Genomic DNA, 14,375 nt, shown 5'->3' with positions numbered 1-14,375 from the left:
CTTACGCTTTGCCGGCTTCTCGGCCCAGCCAATCGCAAAACTGATTGCGCAGTCCCGTGTCGCGCGGACCAAGTTGGATGCCATAGTGCCCCAACGGCACTGCGGGAACCCCGGGCAAGGGAACCAAACGACCTGAGTTTATGTCGTCCTGCACCATGAACAGGGGGGACAGAACCATTCCCATCCCGGCAACTGCGGCTCGGACGGCTGCATCGTCGAGATCGAATCGTGCATCAAAGCTCAACTGCTGATCCGCCAAGCCCGCCGCTGCTTGCCATTCGTGCCAATCCCAATTGTCCTTGGCGCATTGCAGCGCGGGGATGCTTGAGAGGTCAGAACCCAAGCGGTCCAATAGGGTCGGCGACACCAGCGGTTGACTGCAATCCAACATCAAGACATCGGCTTTTTCATCAGGCACCCCTCTGCAATAGCAAATGGTGATATCAGCAGATGCGCTATCAGGCGGCACTTCGCCAGAATGCGTTTCGATGCGAATGCGCGCCCTTGGATGACGTGCCTTGAACCGCTCAAGACGCGGCACCAGCCATCGCATGGCCAGCGTCAAGGACACATTCAGGTTCAATTCGTTGGCGCCGCGCGTCGCAGAGTGAATGGATTGGTCCAGTAAATCCAAGCCCGGTTGAATTCCATTGGCAAAGCGCGCGCCATCAGGCGTCAGGGACAGGGCGTTGTTGCTGCGCAAGAAGAGTTGCACTCCAAGCGCACCTTCCAACGCTTTGATCTGATGGCTGACCGCACCAGGTGACACGTTCAGCTCGGCTGCCGCATTCGTTACACTCATGTGCCGCACGGTGATCGCAAAAACGCGCACAGCGTTCAGTGAGATCTGGGTTTGCATCAAAAAATCTCAATTGGTGTGAATTTCATTGCTTTGTTTTTATCGCACGATTGGAGGCATCGTTTCTGAAAATTTCAAGGAGTTTCAGGGATGGTTACCAATACGGCTGTAGCGGTGGGTTGGGTTCTGGCAGGCACGGTGCTTTTCACACTGGTCTATGCGTCGGCCAAGTTTTCTGGCGGGGCAATTTCGTCGTTTCAGATCGTTTGGTTGAGATACCTGGGCGGGTTTGCAACGGTTGTGATGCTTGCGCGCTCGGGAGGATCCCTGCGTCGGTTTCAAAGCCGTCAACCAGCTAACCATTTGTTTCGCGCAGTGCTGGGGTGCTCGGCCGGGGTCGCGGTCATTCAGTCGTCCGCAATGATGCCGATCATGGACGCCACCGCCATCGGGTTGCTGAACGTGGTGATTGTGGTTGTTCTTGGCGCGTTGGTTTTGAAGGAACACGTTTCGCTTGGTCATTGGGCTGCGGTCGCTGTTTCGACGCTTGGGGCGGGTTTGGTTGTTCAAGCACGGGGCGCATTTCAGGGCGGCAGCACGATGTGGCCATCGGCAATTGCGCTGGCCGGGGCCATCCTACTGGCGCTTGAAGCTTTGTTGATCCGCAGGTTGTCCCAAAGTGAGGCGCCGCTCACGGTCCTGCTTTACGTCAATTTTTTTGGCGTCTGGTTGATGGCGATCCCCGCGATTTTATCGTGGACCTCAATGAGCTTGGGGCAGTTTGTATCGTGCTGTGCGCTTGGGCCCTTGGCGATCTCGGCCCAATATTGTGTCATCCGAGGGTACAGGCTGGCCCCCGTCTCGGTTCTGGGACCGGTGGACTATACATGGCTGGTCTTTGCCGCCCTGCTGGGGGTGGTCGCATTTTCCGAGGTTCCCGGGCCGGGCGTGTTGCTCGGCGCGGGGTTGATCATAGTAGGGGGCGTATTGCTGATCCAGGCATCGGGGGATCAGTGACGTTTGCGTGCAGCCGGATAGACGCCCAGAACTTCGACGTTGGTGGTGAAATATCCCAACTCGTCCATGGCAAGACGGACATTGGCATCGTCTGGGTGTCCCTCGATGTCGGCGTAGAACTGGGTCGCGGTAAAGCGACCGCCAACCATATAGCTTTCCAGCTTGATCATGTTGACACCATTGGTCGCAAATCCACCCATCGCCTTGTACAGCGCCGCCGGGATGTTGCGGACCTGAAAGACAAAGCTGGTGATCATGCCTTGATCGCCACGACGTGATTCGTCGGCTTCGGGCGACATGACCAGGAACCGGGTGGTGTTGTCTCCATGATCTTCGACATGGCGTGCCAAAACATCCAACCCATAGATCTCGCCTGCCAGTTCGCTGGCCAAAGCGGCGGAATGGATGTCGCCTGCTTCGGCCACCTCGCGCGCAGCGCGGGCATTGTCGGGGCTGACCCGGCCACGGATGTTGTTTTCCCGCAGAAACTTTTCGCACTGCGGCAACAGCACCAGATGCGAATGTGCCTCGGTCACGTCGGAAAGATTTGCACCCGGAACTGCCAGCAAATTGATGTGAACGCGTACAAATGCTTCATCAATGATGTGCAATCCGCTGTGCGGCAGCAGACGGTGAATGTCGGCCACCCGACCATAGGTGGTGTTCTCGACGGGCAACATGGCCAGGTCGGCCTCGCCTGTCCGAACGGCGTCGATCACGTCTTCGAACGTGCGACACGGCAGCGCCTCCATATCGGGGCGGGCGTCGCGGCAAGCCTCGTGGCTGTAAGCGCCGGGCTCTCCCTGAAAGGCAATGCGGTTGGTCATTTGTCGGTTTCCGTGCAACAAGTTCTTGAATTGGGCGTTTAGTCGCGGTGTCTATACCTTGCCTCTTGCAAGGGGAAGCCTTAGACACCCGCCCAGACAGCTGAAATGGACTCGCGATCAATGTTCGACACGATGACAGTTACCAAGGCCGCAGCCGGCCTGCTTGGCGCCTTCCTGGTGCTTCTTCTTGGCAAATGGGCCGCTATGATGATCTATAACGTAGGCGGCCACGGTGAAGCCTCGTATGTGATCGAGACCGAGCAGCCTGCCGAAGAGATCAGCACGGGCGAAGAAGTCAGCTTTGACGAGTTGATGATGGCCGCCGACGTGAGCAAGGGCGCCAAAGTATTCAAGAAATGCTCGGCCTGCCACAAGCTGGAAGCTGGCGCAAACAGCACCGGCCCAAGCCTCTATGGCGTTGTTGGCCGTGCAGTAGCATCCGAAGCCGGTTTTGGCTACTCCGGCCCGATGCAAGCCAAAGGTGGCGATTGGACCCCCGAGGCGCTGGACGCCTTCCTGCTGAAGCCGAGCGCCGATGTTTCGGGCACCTCGATGAGCTTCTCGGGCCTGAAAAAGCAAAAGGATCGGGTCAACCTGATCGCTTACTTGGATAGCCTGGACAACTAAGCGCCACGCATCTTGAGAATTTGAAAGCCGCTGCCCCTTGGGTGGCGGTTTTTTCGTTTCAGAAGGCGAAATCTGCAATTTCCTGCCACATGAACCTGTCTTCACAATGCGTTCACGCATTCTAAACTTGAATCTCGCCCCGCTGGACCTTTAGCTGGCAACAACAAAAATTGGTCTATGTTTCGTCAGAGACAAACAGACCCATACGGAGGTAGAGCCTGATGACATCGCCCCGCGTCGCGACCCGAACCCGCCAGATGGATATTCGGCCAAAGGTGCTGGGGGCGATCGGATTGTCCATCGGCTTGGTGCTTGCTGCAACCGGCTTGGCAAGGGCCGAAGATGAAAAGATCATTGAAAGCCACGGCTATTCGTTTTTTGGTGATTTGACCTATCCGGCTGATTTCGAGCATTTCGACTATGTGAATCCCGACGCGCCAAAGGGGGGCGAGATCGCGGTTTCCGCGCCCGGAACCTTCGATTCGATGAACCCCTACAGCCGCAAAGGTCGGGCGGGGCGATACTCCTGGATGGTCTACGAAAGTCTGTTGGGTGAGATGCCGGCCACCGGGGGCAGCCTGCCAGCGGATCAGATTGGCGAAAGCTATGGCCTGCTGGCCGAGAGGTTGGAATATGACGAGGGCAAAACCTGGGTCATCTTCTACATGCGTCCCGAAGCGCGGTTTGCCGATGGCTCGCCGGTGACTGCGCATGACGTGGTGTTCAGTCACAACCTGTTCCTGGAACAGGGGCTGCCGTCTTACGCGCAAGCGGTCAAGAAACGCATCCTGTCGGCCGAAGCATTGGATGACCACACGGTGAAATTCACCTTTGCCACGGGCATCTCTCGCCGTTCTTTGATTGATCAGGCCGGTGGCGTGCCCGTGTTTCCGAAGGCATGGTACGAAGAATCCGGCGCGCGCCTGGATGAGCCGCGTCTGGATGCAGCACCCGGCTCAGGGCCGTATCAGCTCGACAGCTATAACGTAAACCGTCGCATCGTATACAAGCGCAACCCCGATTATTGGGGTAAGGATCTGCCGATCAACAAAGGCCGCTTTAACTTTGACACCATCCGCGTTGAGTATTTTGCCGATGACACCGCCGGGTTCGAGGCGTTCAAGGCAGGCGAATACACTTTCCGTGCCGAGGGGAATTCGAAACGGTGGGCGACCGAGTACGATTTTCCAGCTGTCACCAAAGGGTGGGTAAAACGCGAAGAACTGCCGGACTTTACGCCGCCGACGCCAACAGGGTTCGTGTTCAACCTTGGCCGCCCGGCTTTGCAGGACAAGCGCGTGCGCGAGGCGCTGTCGCTGGCATTCAACTTTGAATGGACCAATGAATCGCTGCAGTACGGCCTGTTCAAGCAACGTCATTCCTTTGTCGAGAACGCTCCGCATATGGCCCAAGGCGCGCCTGAAGGGGCAGAGTTGGAGCTACTCAAATCGCTCGGTGATCTGGTGCCTGCTGACATGCTGACCGAACCGTCTGTTCGCGCACATGAGTCCCGCGCCAAACGCCTGAACGACCGCCGAAACCTGCGGACTGCGATGAAACTTCTGGACGAGGCCGGTTGGGCCGTTGGCGATGATGGCATGCGCCGCAATGCGGCAGGCGAAAAGCTGGTGCTTGAAATTCCTTATCCGTCATCGTCGTCGCCAACCCTGACCGCTGTGATTGATGGTTTTGCCAAGAACCTGGTCGCGATGGGGGTCGATGCGCGCCCCGACAAGGTCGACTCGGCGCAATATACCCTGCGCAACCGCGACCGGGACTATGACATCGTCTTTGACAACTACCGCGCGTTTTTGTCGGCGGGCACTGGGCTGATGCAGATGTATGGTTCGGGCGAGGCCGAATTCAGCCTGTTCAACCCAGCCGGTCTGGCCAGCCCGCTGGTGGATGCGATCATCGAGCGCTCTCTGGTGACCACGACCAAAGAAGAAGAAGCCGCCGCACTGCAAGCCCTGGATCGTGCGCTGCGATACGAGCGGATTATGGTGCCGGTCTGGTATAACGACAAAAGCTGGGTCGCCTATTGGGACCAGTATGATCATCCCGAGAACCTGCCGGAATATGCGGTCGGCGTGCTGGACTTCTGGTGGTACGACGCCGAAAAGGCCGCCAAGCTGAAATCTGATGGCGCGTTGAGGTAAGCCAGACCCATGGGAGCCTATATCCTAAGACGCCTGTTGCTGGTGATCCCGACCCTTTTGGGCATCATGATCGTCAACTTCACACTGGTGCAATTTGTCCCCGGGGGCCCGGTCGAACAGATCATTGCCGAACTGCAAGGCGGCGGCGATGTGTTCGAAGGCTTCGCTGGCGGGGGTGATGACGTTCAGACACAATCCGGCGCCCCGAACGAAGAATACGTCGGCGCACGCGGCCTGCCGCCCGAATTCATCGCCGAGCTTGAGAAAGAGTTCGGCTTTGACAAGCCACCGCTCGAACGGTTCTTGACCATGCTGGGCAATTACATGACGCTCGACTTCGGTGAAAGCTACTTCCGTTCCATCAGCGTTATCGATCTGGTTTTGGAAAAGATGCCGGTGTCGATCTCACTTGGCCTATGGTCCACCCTGATCGCCTACTTGGTGTCGATCCCGCTTGGTATTCGCAAGGCCGTGCGCGATGGGTCCACATTCGATACATGGACAAGCGGCGCGATCATCGTGGCTTATGCGATCCCCGGCTTTCTGTTCGCAATCCTGTTGCTGGTGCTCTTTGCCGGTGGCTCGTACTGGCAGATCTTTCCGCTAAGGGGGCTGACCAGCGACAACTTTGACGAGCTGAGCCTGTTGGGCAAGATCGGCGACTATTTCTGGCACATCGCACTACCGGTCATCGCCTCGACCATCTCGGCCTTTGCCACGCTGACACTGCTCACCAAGAACTCGTTCCTGGATGAGATCAAAAAACACTATGTCATGACCGCCCGCGCCAAGGGGCTGAGCGAAAGCAAGGTTCTGTATGGCCACGTCTTCCGCAACGCCATGTTGATCGTGATCGCGGGGTTTCCGGCAGTGTTCATCGGCGTCTTCTTCTCAGGCTCGATTATCATTGAGACGATCTTTTCGCTCGACGGTTTGGGACGACTGGGGTTTGAGGCCGCGGTGGCGCGGGACTATCCGGTGATCTTCGGCACGCTCTTCATCTTTGGCCTCATGAGCCTTGTGGTCGGCATCCTGTCGGACCTGATGTATGTCCTGGTCGATCCACGCATCGACTTTGAAAGTCGCGAGGGGTAATTCATGGCACTTTCCCCCCTCAACCAACGCCGCTGGCGCAATTTCCGCAAGAACGGCCGGGCCTATTGGTCGCTGATCATCTTCTCGGTGCTGTTCACCCTGTCGCTGTTCGCCGAGTTCATCGCAAACGACAAGCCGATCCTGGTGAATTACCGGGGCGAATACTTCACACCCGTTTTCAACTTTTACCCCGAAACCGCCTTTGGCGGCGATTTTCAAACCGAAGCGATCTATGGCGATCCCGAGGTCAAATGCCTGATCGCAAGCGGCGGGTTGGAAGAGTGCTTTGATGAGCCCGAAGAGATGCTGGAACAGATCAGCGCGGGCACGTTTCAAGCCGAGGGGTTCGAAAAAGGTTGGGCCGTCTGGCCGCCGATCCCCTATTCGTTCAACACCACAGTCGACCGCCCAGGCGCAGCACCGCTGCCGCCCAATGGCCAGAACCTGTTGGGCACCGACAGCGCCAAGCGTGACGTGCTGGCGCGGGTGATCTACGGCTTCCGCCTGTCGATCCTGTTCACACTGCTTGTAACAGGCGTGGCCAGCATTCTGGGCGTCGTTGCAGGCGCGGTGCAGGGCTACTTCGGCGGCTGGACTGACTTGATCTTCCAACGTGTGATCGAGATCTGGTCAGCCACGCCGTCGCTCTATGTCATCATCATCATGTTTGCCATTCTAGGTCGCAGTTTCTGGCTGTTGGTTGCCTTGATGATCCTATTTGGCTGGACCGGGCTTGTGGGCGTGGTGCGCGCCGAATTCTTGCGTGCGCGGAATCTGGAATATGTGCGCGCCGCCAAGGCGCTCGGGGTGGGCAACATCACCATCATGCGCCGTCACATGTTGCCCAATGCCATGGTGGCAACGCTGACCTTCATGCCGTTCATTGTGACCGGCACCATCGGTGGATTGGCCTCACTCGATTTCTTGGGATTTGGCTTGCCTTCGTCAGCCCCTTCGCTTGGCGAGATGACCTTGCAAGCCAAAAACAACCTGAATGCGCCGTGGCTTGCTTTCACCGCGTTCTTCACCTTTGCCATCATGCTTTCGCTTCTGGTCTTCATTTTCGAAGGCGTGCGCGATGCGTTTGATCCAAGAAAGACCTTCTCATGAGCTTGATGGAAGTCAACGATCTGCGCGTGTCGTTCCGCCAAGACGGACAGCTGACCCAAGCGGTCAAGGGCGTGTCCTTTGCTGTCGATCGCGGAGAAACCGTGGCCCTTGTGGGTGAATCCGGTTCCGGCAAGTCGGTGACGGCCTTGTCGACCGTCTCTCTTCTTGCTGGCAGCGCCGAGGTCGAAGGGTCCGTGACCTATGACGGGCAAGAGATGATCGGCGCCGATGAACAGCGCCTGCAGAAGGTGCGCGGCAACGACATCAGCTTTATTTTCCAAGAGCCGATGACCTCGCTCAACCCGCTGCACACCATCTCCAAGCAGATGGCGGAGTCGCTGGCTCTGCACCAGGGCGTGGTGGGTGAAGCAGCCAAACAGCGCATTGTCGACCTGCTGACCAAGGTGGGCATCCGTGACCCGCAGGATCGGTTGGACAGCTATCCCCATCAGCTGTCGGGGGGGCAGCGCCAGCGGGTGATGATCGCTATGGCTCTGGCCAACAAGCCCGATGTTCTGATCGCGGATGAGCCGACGACGGCGCTGGACGTGACCATTCAGGCGCAGATACTGGAACTACTGGCTGAATTGCAGAAAGCCGAGAACATGGGGATGCTCTTTATCACCCATGATCTGGGCATCGTGCGGCGGATTGCGGACCGGGTGTGCGTGATGAAGGACGGCGAGATCGTTGAAACCGGTCCGACAGCTGAGATTTTTGACAATCCCCAGCATCCTTACACGCAAAAACTGCTGGCGGCTGAGCCGTCAGGCGTTCCTGAACCCATCGCATCTGATGCCGAGGTGATTGCCCATACCGACGGTTTGCGCGTCTGGTTCCCGATCCAGCGCGGGTTTATGAAGCGGACGGTTGGCCACGTGAAGGCGGTCAATGACGCCACGATCAGTGTCCGGGCGGGCGAGACACTCGGCATTGTCGGCGAATCCGGCTCGGGCAAAACCACGCTGGCTCTGGCCCTGATGCGGCTGATTTCGTCCGATGGTGGCATCACTTACCGCGATCAGGACGTGCGCAAGTGGTCCACGCGAGAGCTGCGTCGGCTGCGCAAGGATATGCAGATCGTATTCCAGGACCCGTTCGGCTCGCTCAGTCCGCGTATGACCTGCGCCCAGATCATCGCCGAGGGGCTTGCGGTGCACAACGTCGATCCACACCGCGCGCCCCGCGACCTGGTAGCCGAGGTGATGGAAGAGACAGGGTTGGATCTGGCGGCAATGGACCGTTACCCGCATGAGTTCTCGGGCGGGCAGCGCCAGCGGATCGCGATTGCGCGAGCGATGGTGCTGCGGCCCAAACTGCTGGTTCTGGACGAGCCGACAAGTGCTTTGGACATGACGGTTCAGGTGCAGATTGTCGAGCTGCTGCGGAACCTGCAGCAGAAATATGGGCTGGCCTATCTGTTCATCTCGCATGACCTGAGAGTGGTGCGTGCGATGTCGCACCAAGTGATGGTGATGAAACAGGGCGATGTGGTCGAAATGGGCCCATCAGAGGCGCTGTTCGAAGCGCCAAAGGCGGACTACACCCGCGAACTGATCGCAGCAGCTGGGTAGGCAAAAGGGGGTGGGCTCCCGCGCCCGAGCAGACCTGACTGCGTCAGCTCCGCTAGCGGCCTTGGGCGTAGCGCCGGGCGCTGCCCGGCGCGGGTCCGCCTGTGGTTCGCGTTGTCGTCGAACGTCAGCTTTTTCTGCCGTGTGTGTTTCGCGGACACCGCCAGTGTTGAACACCAACCGCCGAGCGAAGCGAAGCCCGGCCCAACGGGAGGCGGTGTCCCGCAAGGGACACCAACGACGGGCGGGAGCGCTCCGGGTTCTATTTGGCGGGCGCCATCTTGGCTTTGGTGCTTTGGCCGCGCATTTCCTCATAATGGTCAAAGCTCAAGTTCACCCAACCGGTGCCACGTGTTGAGCTGGCGATAGTGCGGTGCAGTTCATCCTCGGCGACGGCAGGCAACAGCGCGTTGAAAATCTCCCATCCGGTGGCGTTTGGGTTGGCCTCGAATCCCAGAACCTGGCCTTGCAAGCTGCTGATCGTCGGAACCATGTCCCCGACAAAAGACGTTGGCAGGTGAATCTCGGCGTGCAGGATCGGTTGCAGCACCACAGGTTTTGCCATGCCAATCGCCTCGCGCACGGCGACCTTGCCAGCCATCTTGAACGCATAGTCCGAGCTGTCGACGTTGTGGTGTTTGCCGTCGGTCAGGGTGACCTTGACGTCGACCACCGGGTGCCCTTGGGGGCCTTCGGTCAACGCGTCCAAAGCTCCGGCTTCGACCGAGGGGATGTAGTTCTTGGGAACAGCGCCCCCCTTGACGGTATCGTCGAACTGAAACCCCGATCCGCGGGGTAAGGGAGCAATCGTCAGCACCACATCTGCAAACTGCCCGGCTCCGCCGGATTGCTTGCGATGGCGGTGGCGGTGATCGACGGATTTCGAGATCGTCTCGCGATAGGCAGTTTCCACTGGCTCTGCCGTGACCTCGATGCCAAAGTCTTCGGCCAGTTTCTCGGACAATCGCCGCATATGTTGAGGGCCTTGTGTGCCCAAAATAGCGTGACCACTCAGCTCATCTTGTCTTTGGTGCAATCCAGGGTCGATTTCGTTCAGACGCGAAAGTGCGTTCGACAGTCGAACGTCGTCCCGCTCATGCGTCGGGGTGACCTTTTGTCGATGGCTGGGGGCGTGGCTGGTCGCCCATTCGGGCAGAGGAGAAGAACCAGTACCATCGTAGATGGCGCCAGGGCTCAGGTGATCAGATTTCACTGCCAACCCGATCTCGCCCGCGTTGATCCGGTCGATCTGGGTCTTGGTGTCCAAGGCAACCAAAGAGCCAACGGTATCGCTGCCCAGGCTTTCATGGGCCGTGATGCCGTCCCCCAACCCGCGCAGGACCGTGATCTTGCCGATATGCTTCTTCACGTCAGCAAAGCCTGCGATGGCGCGTGCCTTTTCGCCTGCTTCATCCCTGTCCCGGGCGATGTCGAACTCGGGAGCTTCGTGACGCAGGGCCTTCATCATCCGCGTCAGCCCATTGGCGTGGCTTGCAGCGCCAAGGTAGGCGGGGATGAGTTGGTGGTTCTGGAGCACCTTGGCCGCCAGATCAAAGACCTCTTCGCTGGGGGGCTGCTTGTCTTCGATCAGTTGCTCCAGCAGGTTGTCGTCAAAATCCGACAGAGTTTCCAAGAGTTCGGTCCGGGCCTCCTGCTCGCGGTCCTCGGCCGAAGACGGCAATTCGATCAGGGCTGAGGGTTGCCCCTCCTGATACTTCCAGGCCCGTTCTGATATCAGGTCGATCGCGCCCACGATTTGTTCATTCTCGCGGATGGGGATCTGGCGCAGGGTGATGTGGTGCGTGCAATAGGCCTGCAGAGCTGCGACGATGTCGCGGATGCGGCCATTGGGGTTGTCCATTTTGTTAATGAATAGAAAACTCGGAATGCCAGCCTCTTCGACCAGGCGCAGATAGGGTGCGGCCAGAACGGCGGCGTCAGGGTCGGGCGGCACGACGATCACGGCGGCGTCACTGATCGCCATGGCGGGGCCGACATAGGCAAGCGCATCGCCGCCGCCGTTCACGTCAACGGCACACCATGGCTCATCAAGGTAGGAAAAACTGTGGAGGTGAACCACATCGGACACGCTGAATTTGGTGGATCGCCCGTCTAGGCGGCTGATCGCCTCGACGAGCGTGGATTTGCCTGATTGGGTTGGGCCTAGAACTGAAAAGACGCGCATTTAATGTCCCTCTGACTGGTGCACAGCACGGGTTTCGAAGCTGCACGAATGGGTCAGACGAACTGCAAGGTGTTCGTTCAGAGGTCTTGTAACCTGCCTGCCTCGTGACGCGCGGATCTTATGGTCGGCGGCCTTTCACCCTATGAGTGTCGGAAATCGCAGGCTGTTCCGTCAAGTCTTTTGGAAGGGATGCGGCGGGCCTCAGGGCGCCCGCCGCTCTGATCCGGCTCTCCCCTCCGGATCAGATGGCCGAGCTGTGCCCGGCTTTGCTGAGGTCGTATTCATCAAACCCGCGCGCGATCATCCGCGTCAGCGGGCGCGCCTCGGGGGGGATGAACAGTCCCTCGTTCGACACCCGCAAGACCCCTTCAAAGGCGCGATTGACCTGGTCAAAGAGCGCATTCAGGTCGCTTGGGGAGATGTCGTGATCGCGCAGGATTTCGGCTCGGTCGATCCGGAAATCGCACATCAAAGCCTCGATCAGGCGGCTGCGCAGCATGTCCTGCCCTTTGAACCGATGGCCGCGCGAGGACGAGAATCGACCGTCGCGAATGGCGGCTGTGTGAGCCGAGGTGGCGGGTGCGTTCTGGGCATAGCCACCCGGAAACTTAGAGATCGATGAGGCACCAACGCCGATCAGCACATCGGCCTGATCGTCGGTGTAGCCTTGAAAGTTTCGCTTAAGCCGCCCGGCCTTGAGGGCGTGGGTCAGCCCGTCGTCCTGAGTGGCGAAATGGTCGATCCCGATTTCGGCGTAATTGTCCCACTTGAAAAGGCGGCGGGCGGTCTCAAACAAGTCCAGTCTCTCTTCGGGGGTGGGCAGTTTGTCCGAAGGGATCAGCTGTTGTCGCTTGGCCATCCAAGGCACATGAGCATACCCATAAAGAGCAACCCGGTCCGGATTGAGCGAAAGCAGCTTCTGCACGCTTTCCGTCATTCGTGCCTTGGTCTGATGCGGCAAGCCAAATAGGATGTCGGCGTTCAGGCTGGCAATGCCGCGCTCGCGGATCATCTCGACCGCCTCGCGGGTGATGTCATATCCTTGGATGCGGCCGATGGTTTTCTGGATGACAGGGTCGAAATCCTGCACCCCGATCGAGGCGCGGTTCATGCCCGCCGCGGCCAAGGCATCCAGACGGTCTGCGTCGATCTCGTTGGGGTCGATCTCGACCGAGAACTCGGCGTTGTCGCCCAAAGGGGCCACATCAAAGATCGCCTGCGCCAGTTCCGTCATCATCGCGGGTTGCAGCAAGGTCGGCGTACCGCCGCCCCAATGCAACCGCGACAGGGTGATTCCCTTTGGCAGCCGGTCTGCGATCAGGCGCAACTCGGATTTCAGTGTTTCAAGATACGCTTTCACCGGATCGTCTGATTGCGTGCCCTGGGTACGGCAGGCACAGAACCAACACAGGCGGCGACAGAATGGCACGTGAATGTACAGGGAAATCGCACTTTTTGGTGCAATTTCAGACATCCATTGCCCAAAAAGATCAGACCCCACGTCATTGCTGAAGTGGGGCGCGGTCGGGTAGCTCGTGTAGCGGGGGACTTTCGCGTCAAATAGTCCGAGCTGAGCCAATTGGGATTTCGCTATCATTCCGATACTGTAATATGAACCTTCAACGAATAACCTTGACCCAGATCAATTGGGGCAGATCATGACCGCTCAAACACTACATGTTCCCTCCGCTTGCGGGGATTGTCCGATCCGGCATCGCGCTGTGTGCGCGCATTGCGACCACGACGAATTGCTGGAGCTGGAGGAGATCAAATACTACCGCACCTTCGAGGCGGGGCAGACCATCATCTGGTCCGGCGACATGATGAGCTTTGTGGGCTCTGTCGTGTCCGGTATCGCGACGCTGACGCAGACGATGGAAGATGGCCGAACCCAGATGGTTGGCCTGTTGTTGCCGTCGGATTTTGTAGGGCGCCCTGGTCGCGATGGCGCGGCTTACAATGTGGTGGCGACGACGGATGTTGTCATGTGCTGTTTCCGCAAGAAACCGTTCGAAGAGCTGATGGCGCGCACGCCGCACATCGCGCACCGCCTGTTGCAGATGACGTTGGACGAGCTGGACGCCGCGCGCGAATGGATGCTGGTTTTGGGGCGCAAGACCGCGCGGGAAAAGATCGCCAGCCTGTTGTCGATCATCGCACGCCGCGACGCGTCGGTTGCTGCCAAGGGGAATGCTGGCCCGACGACGTTTGACCTGCCACTCACGCGCGAGGCGATGGCCGACTACCTTGGCCTGACGCTGGAAACCGTAAGCCGTCAGATCTCGGCCCTGAAAAAGGACGGGGTGATTCAGCTCGAAGGCAAACGCCATGTGACCATCCCCGACATGCGCCGACTGATGGACGAGGCGGGTGATGACAGTGACGGCGGCTACTTGATTTAACTCTCAAGGCTTGCCTGACACACGCAAGGCTGCTTGTCTTGGATGAACAAGACAGTGAAAGGGTAACGTCATGGAATTCAGCAGCGTCTTTGCGATGCTCATCATCGGGGCTTTGGCCGGGTGGTTTGCAGGCAAACTGATGGAGGGCCGGGGATTCGGCATCTTTGGCAACATCATCGTCGGCATTGTCGGCGCCTTTGCGGCCGGGTTGATTTTCCCGGCGCTTGGATTTTCCGTTGGCGGCGGTTTCATAGCGTCGGTGTTTCACGCGACCATCGGGGCGGTCATCTTGCTGTTCCTGATCGGATTGATCCGCAAGGCCTGACGACAATAGATGCGCGAGATCCAGTTCGTGCCGAAAAGTGGAAACAAGATACAGATCAGATCCAGGTGAACAAACCCCTTGGTTCGGGGAACGGACATCCGACGTTTGTTTTCGGGTGTCCGCGTTGAGCCGATTTTGTTGAAAAACTGATACTTGATCGAGGCATGATCTGCTGATTCAATTCTCTTATTGATTGGGAGGATTGGCGATGATGGGACCCAAGCAGGAAGCGCAGGCGGCACTGTTTTACGAGTTCTC

At 58.5% G+C, this 14,375-nt stretch carries 12 protein-coding genes; 8 read left to right on the top strand and 4 right to left on the bottom strand.

Annotated features, from left to right (window positions below):
- Window position 1: 1 nt before the first annotated feature.
- Window positions 2–859 carry a LysR family transcriptional regulator gene (locus tag TRM7615_RS19105; RefSeq protein WP_108790689.1) on the bottom strand — a complete coding sequence of 286 codons (858 nt, stop codon included), beginning with the start codon at window positions 857–859 and terminating at the stop codon, window positions 2–4.
- 90 nt (window positions 860–949) lie between these two features.
- On the opposite strand from TRM7615_RS19105, the gene TRM7615_RS19100 reads away from it, so the two are divergent.
- Window positions 950–1,816 (top strand): DMT family transporter, encoded by an 867-nt coding sequence (locus TRM7615_RS19100; RefSeq protein ID WP_108790687.1) that lies wholly within the window; start codon window positions 950–952, stop codon window positions 1,814–1,816.
- Here TRM7615_RS19100 and TRM7615_RS19095 read toward each other — a convergent pair.
- Window positions 1,810–2,643, bottom strand: a complete 834-nt coding sequence (locus tag TRM7615_RS19095; RefSeq protein ID WP_108790685.1) for a prephenate dehydratase — start codon at window positions 2,641–2,643, stop codon at window positions 1,810–1,812. The two genes, TRM7615_RS19100 and TRM7615_RS19095, sit on opposite strands and share 7 nt — an antisense overlap.
- Before the next feature lie 120 nt (window positions 2,644–2,763).
- On the opposite strand from TRM7615_RS19095, the gene TRM7615_RS19090 reads away from it, so the two are divergent.
- The 5 genes from TRM7615_RS19090 (at window position 2,764) to TRM7615_RS19070 (ending at window position 9,208) form a co-directional block, all read left to right on the top strand.
- A complete protein-coding gene (locus TRM7615_RS19090; protein WP_108790683.1) occupies window positions 2,764–3,270 on the top strand; it encodes a c-type cytochrome in 507 nt (168 codons plus the stop codon).
- A gap of 221 nt (window positions 3,271–3,491) precedes the next feature.
- A complete protein-coding gene (locus TRM7615_RS19085; RefSeq protein ID WP_108790681.1) occupies window positions 3,492–5,429 on the top strand; it encodes an extracellular solute-binding protein in 1,938 nt (645 codons plus the stop codon).
- 9 nt (window positions 5,430–5,438) lie between these two features.
- A complete protein-coding gene (locus TRM7615_RS19080) occupies window positions 5,439–6,524 on the top strand; it encodes a microcin C ABC transporter permease YejB (protein WP_085794022.1) in 1,086 nt (361 codons plus the stop codon).
- Between the two features lie 3 nt (window positions 6,525–6,527).
- Window positions 6,528–7,634, top strand: a complete 1,107-nt coding sequence (locus TRM7615_RS19075; RefSeq protein WP_108790679.1) for an ABC transporter permease — start codon at window positions 6,528–6,530, stop codon at window positions 7,632–7,634.
- Window positions 7,631–9,208, top strand: a complete 1,578-nt coding sequence (locus TRM7615_RS19070) for an ABC transporter ATP-binding protein (protein WP_108790677.1) — start codon at window positions 7,631–7,633, stop codon at window positions 9,206–9,208. The genes TRM7615_RS19075 and TRM7615_RS19070 overlap by 4 nt, the downstream gene beginning before the upstream one ends.
- A gap of 259 nt (window positions 9,209–9,467) precedes the next feature.
- Here TRM7615_RS19070 and TRM7615_RS19065 read toward each other — a convergent pair whose 3' ends face one another.
- Window positions 9,468–11,390, bottom strand: a complete 1,923-nt coding sequence (locus TRM7615_RS19065; RefSeq protein WP_108790675.1) for an elongation factor G — start codon at window positions 11,388–11,390, stop codon at window positions 9,468–9,470.
- 241 nt (window positions 11,391–11,631) lie between these two features.
- Window positions 11,632–12,987, bottom strand: coding sequence for an oxygen-independent coproporphyrinogen III oxidase (gene hemN, locus TRM7615_RS19060; protein WP_108790673.1), 1,356 nt, complete (start codon window positions 12,985–12,987; stop codon window positions 11,632–11,634).
- Window positions 12,988–13,048: 61 nt separating this feature from the next.
- Between hemN and fnrL the strand changes: the two genes are divergently transcribed.
- Both fnrL and TRM7615_RS19050 read left to right on the top strand, forming a co-directional pair.
- Window positions 13,049–13,792: a transcriptional regulator FnrL gene (fnrL, locus tag TRM7615_RS19055; protein ID WP_108790671.1), complete on the top strand. Its 744-nt coding sequence runs from the start codon at window positions 13,049–13,051 to the stop codon at window positions 13,790–13,792.
- 70 nt (window positions 13,793–13,862) lie between these two features.
- Window positions 13,863–14,117: a GlsB/YeaQ/YmgE family stress response membrane protein gene (locus tag TRM7615_RS19050; RefSeq protein WP_108790669.1), complete on the top strand. Its 255-nt coding sequence runs from the start codon at window positions 13,863–13,865 to the stop codon at window positions 14,115–14,117.
- The last annotated feature ends 258 nt before the right edge of the window (window positions 14,118–14,375 follow it).

It is taken from the genome of Falsiruegeria mediterranea M17, assembly GCF_900302455.1.
In the GTDB taxonomy this organism is placed as follows: domain Bacteria; phylum Pseudomonadota; class Alphaproteobacteria; order Rhodobacterales; family Rhodobacteraceae; genus Falsiruegeria; species Falsiruegeria mediterranea.
Note: the sequence above shows the minus strand (reverse complement) of the source record. Positions and strands in the feature narration are given on the sequence as shown.

Coding starts and splice junctions, on each gene's coding strand:
- TRM7615_RS19065 (WP_108790675.1), bottom strand. CDS start 11,390: ATGCGCGTCTTTTCAGTTCTAGGCCCAACCCAATCAGGCAAATCCACG.
- fnrL (WP_108790671.1), top strand. CDS start 13,049: ATGACCGCTCAAACACTACATGTTCCCTCCGCTTGCGGGGATTGTCCG.
- TRM7615_RS19085 (WP_108790681.1), top strand. CDS start 3,492: ATGACATCGCCCCGCGTCGCGACCCGAACCCGCCAGATGGATATTCGG.
- TRM7615_RS19050 (WP_108790669.1), top strand. CDS start 13,863: ATGGAATTCAGCAGCGTCTTTGCGATGCTCATCATCGGGGCTTTGGCC.
- TRM7615_RS19105 (WP_108790689.1), bottom strand. CDS start 859: ATGCAAACCCAGATCTCACTGAACGCTGTGCGCGTTTTTGCGATCACC.
- TRM7615_RS19090 (WP_108790683.1), top strand. CDS start 2,764: ATGTTCGACACGATGACAGTTACCAAGGCCGCAGCCGGCCTGCTTGGC.
- hemN (WP_108790673.1), bottom strand. CDS start 12,987: ATGATAGCGAAATCCCAATTGGCTCAGCTCGGACTATTTGACGCGAAA.
- TRM7615_RS19070 (WP_108790677.1), top strand. CDS start 7,631: ATGAGCTTGATGGAAGTCAACGATCTGCGCGTGTCGTTCCGCCAAGAC.
- TRM7615_RS19080 (WP_085794022.1), top strand. CDS start 5,439: ATGGGAGCCTATATCCTAAGACGCCTGTTGCTGGTGATCCCGACCCTT.
- TRM7615_RS19075 (WP_108790679.1), top strand. CDS start 6,528: ATGGCACTTTCCCCCCTCAACCAACGCCGCTGGCGCAATTTCCGCAAG.
- TRM7615_RS19100 (WP_108790687.1), top strand. CDS start 950: ATGGTTACCAATACGGCTGTAGCGGTGGGTTGGGTTCTGGCAGGCACG.
- TRM7615_RS19095 (WP_108790685.1), bottom strand. CDS start 2,643: ATGACCAACCGCATTGCCTTTCAGGGAGAGCCCGGCGCTTACAGCCAC.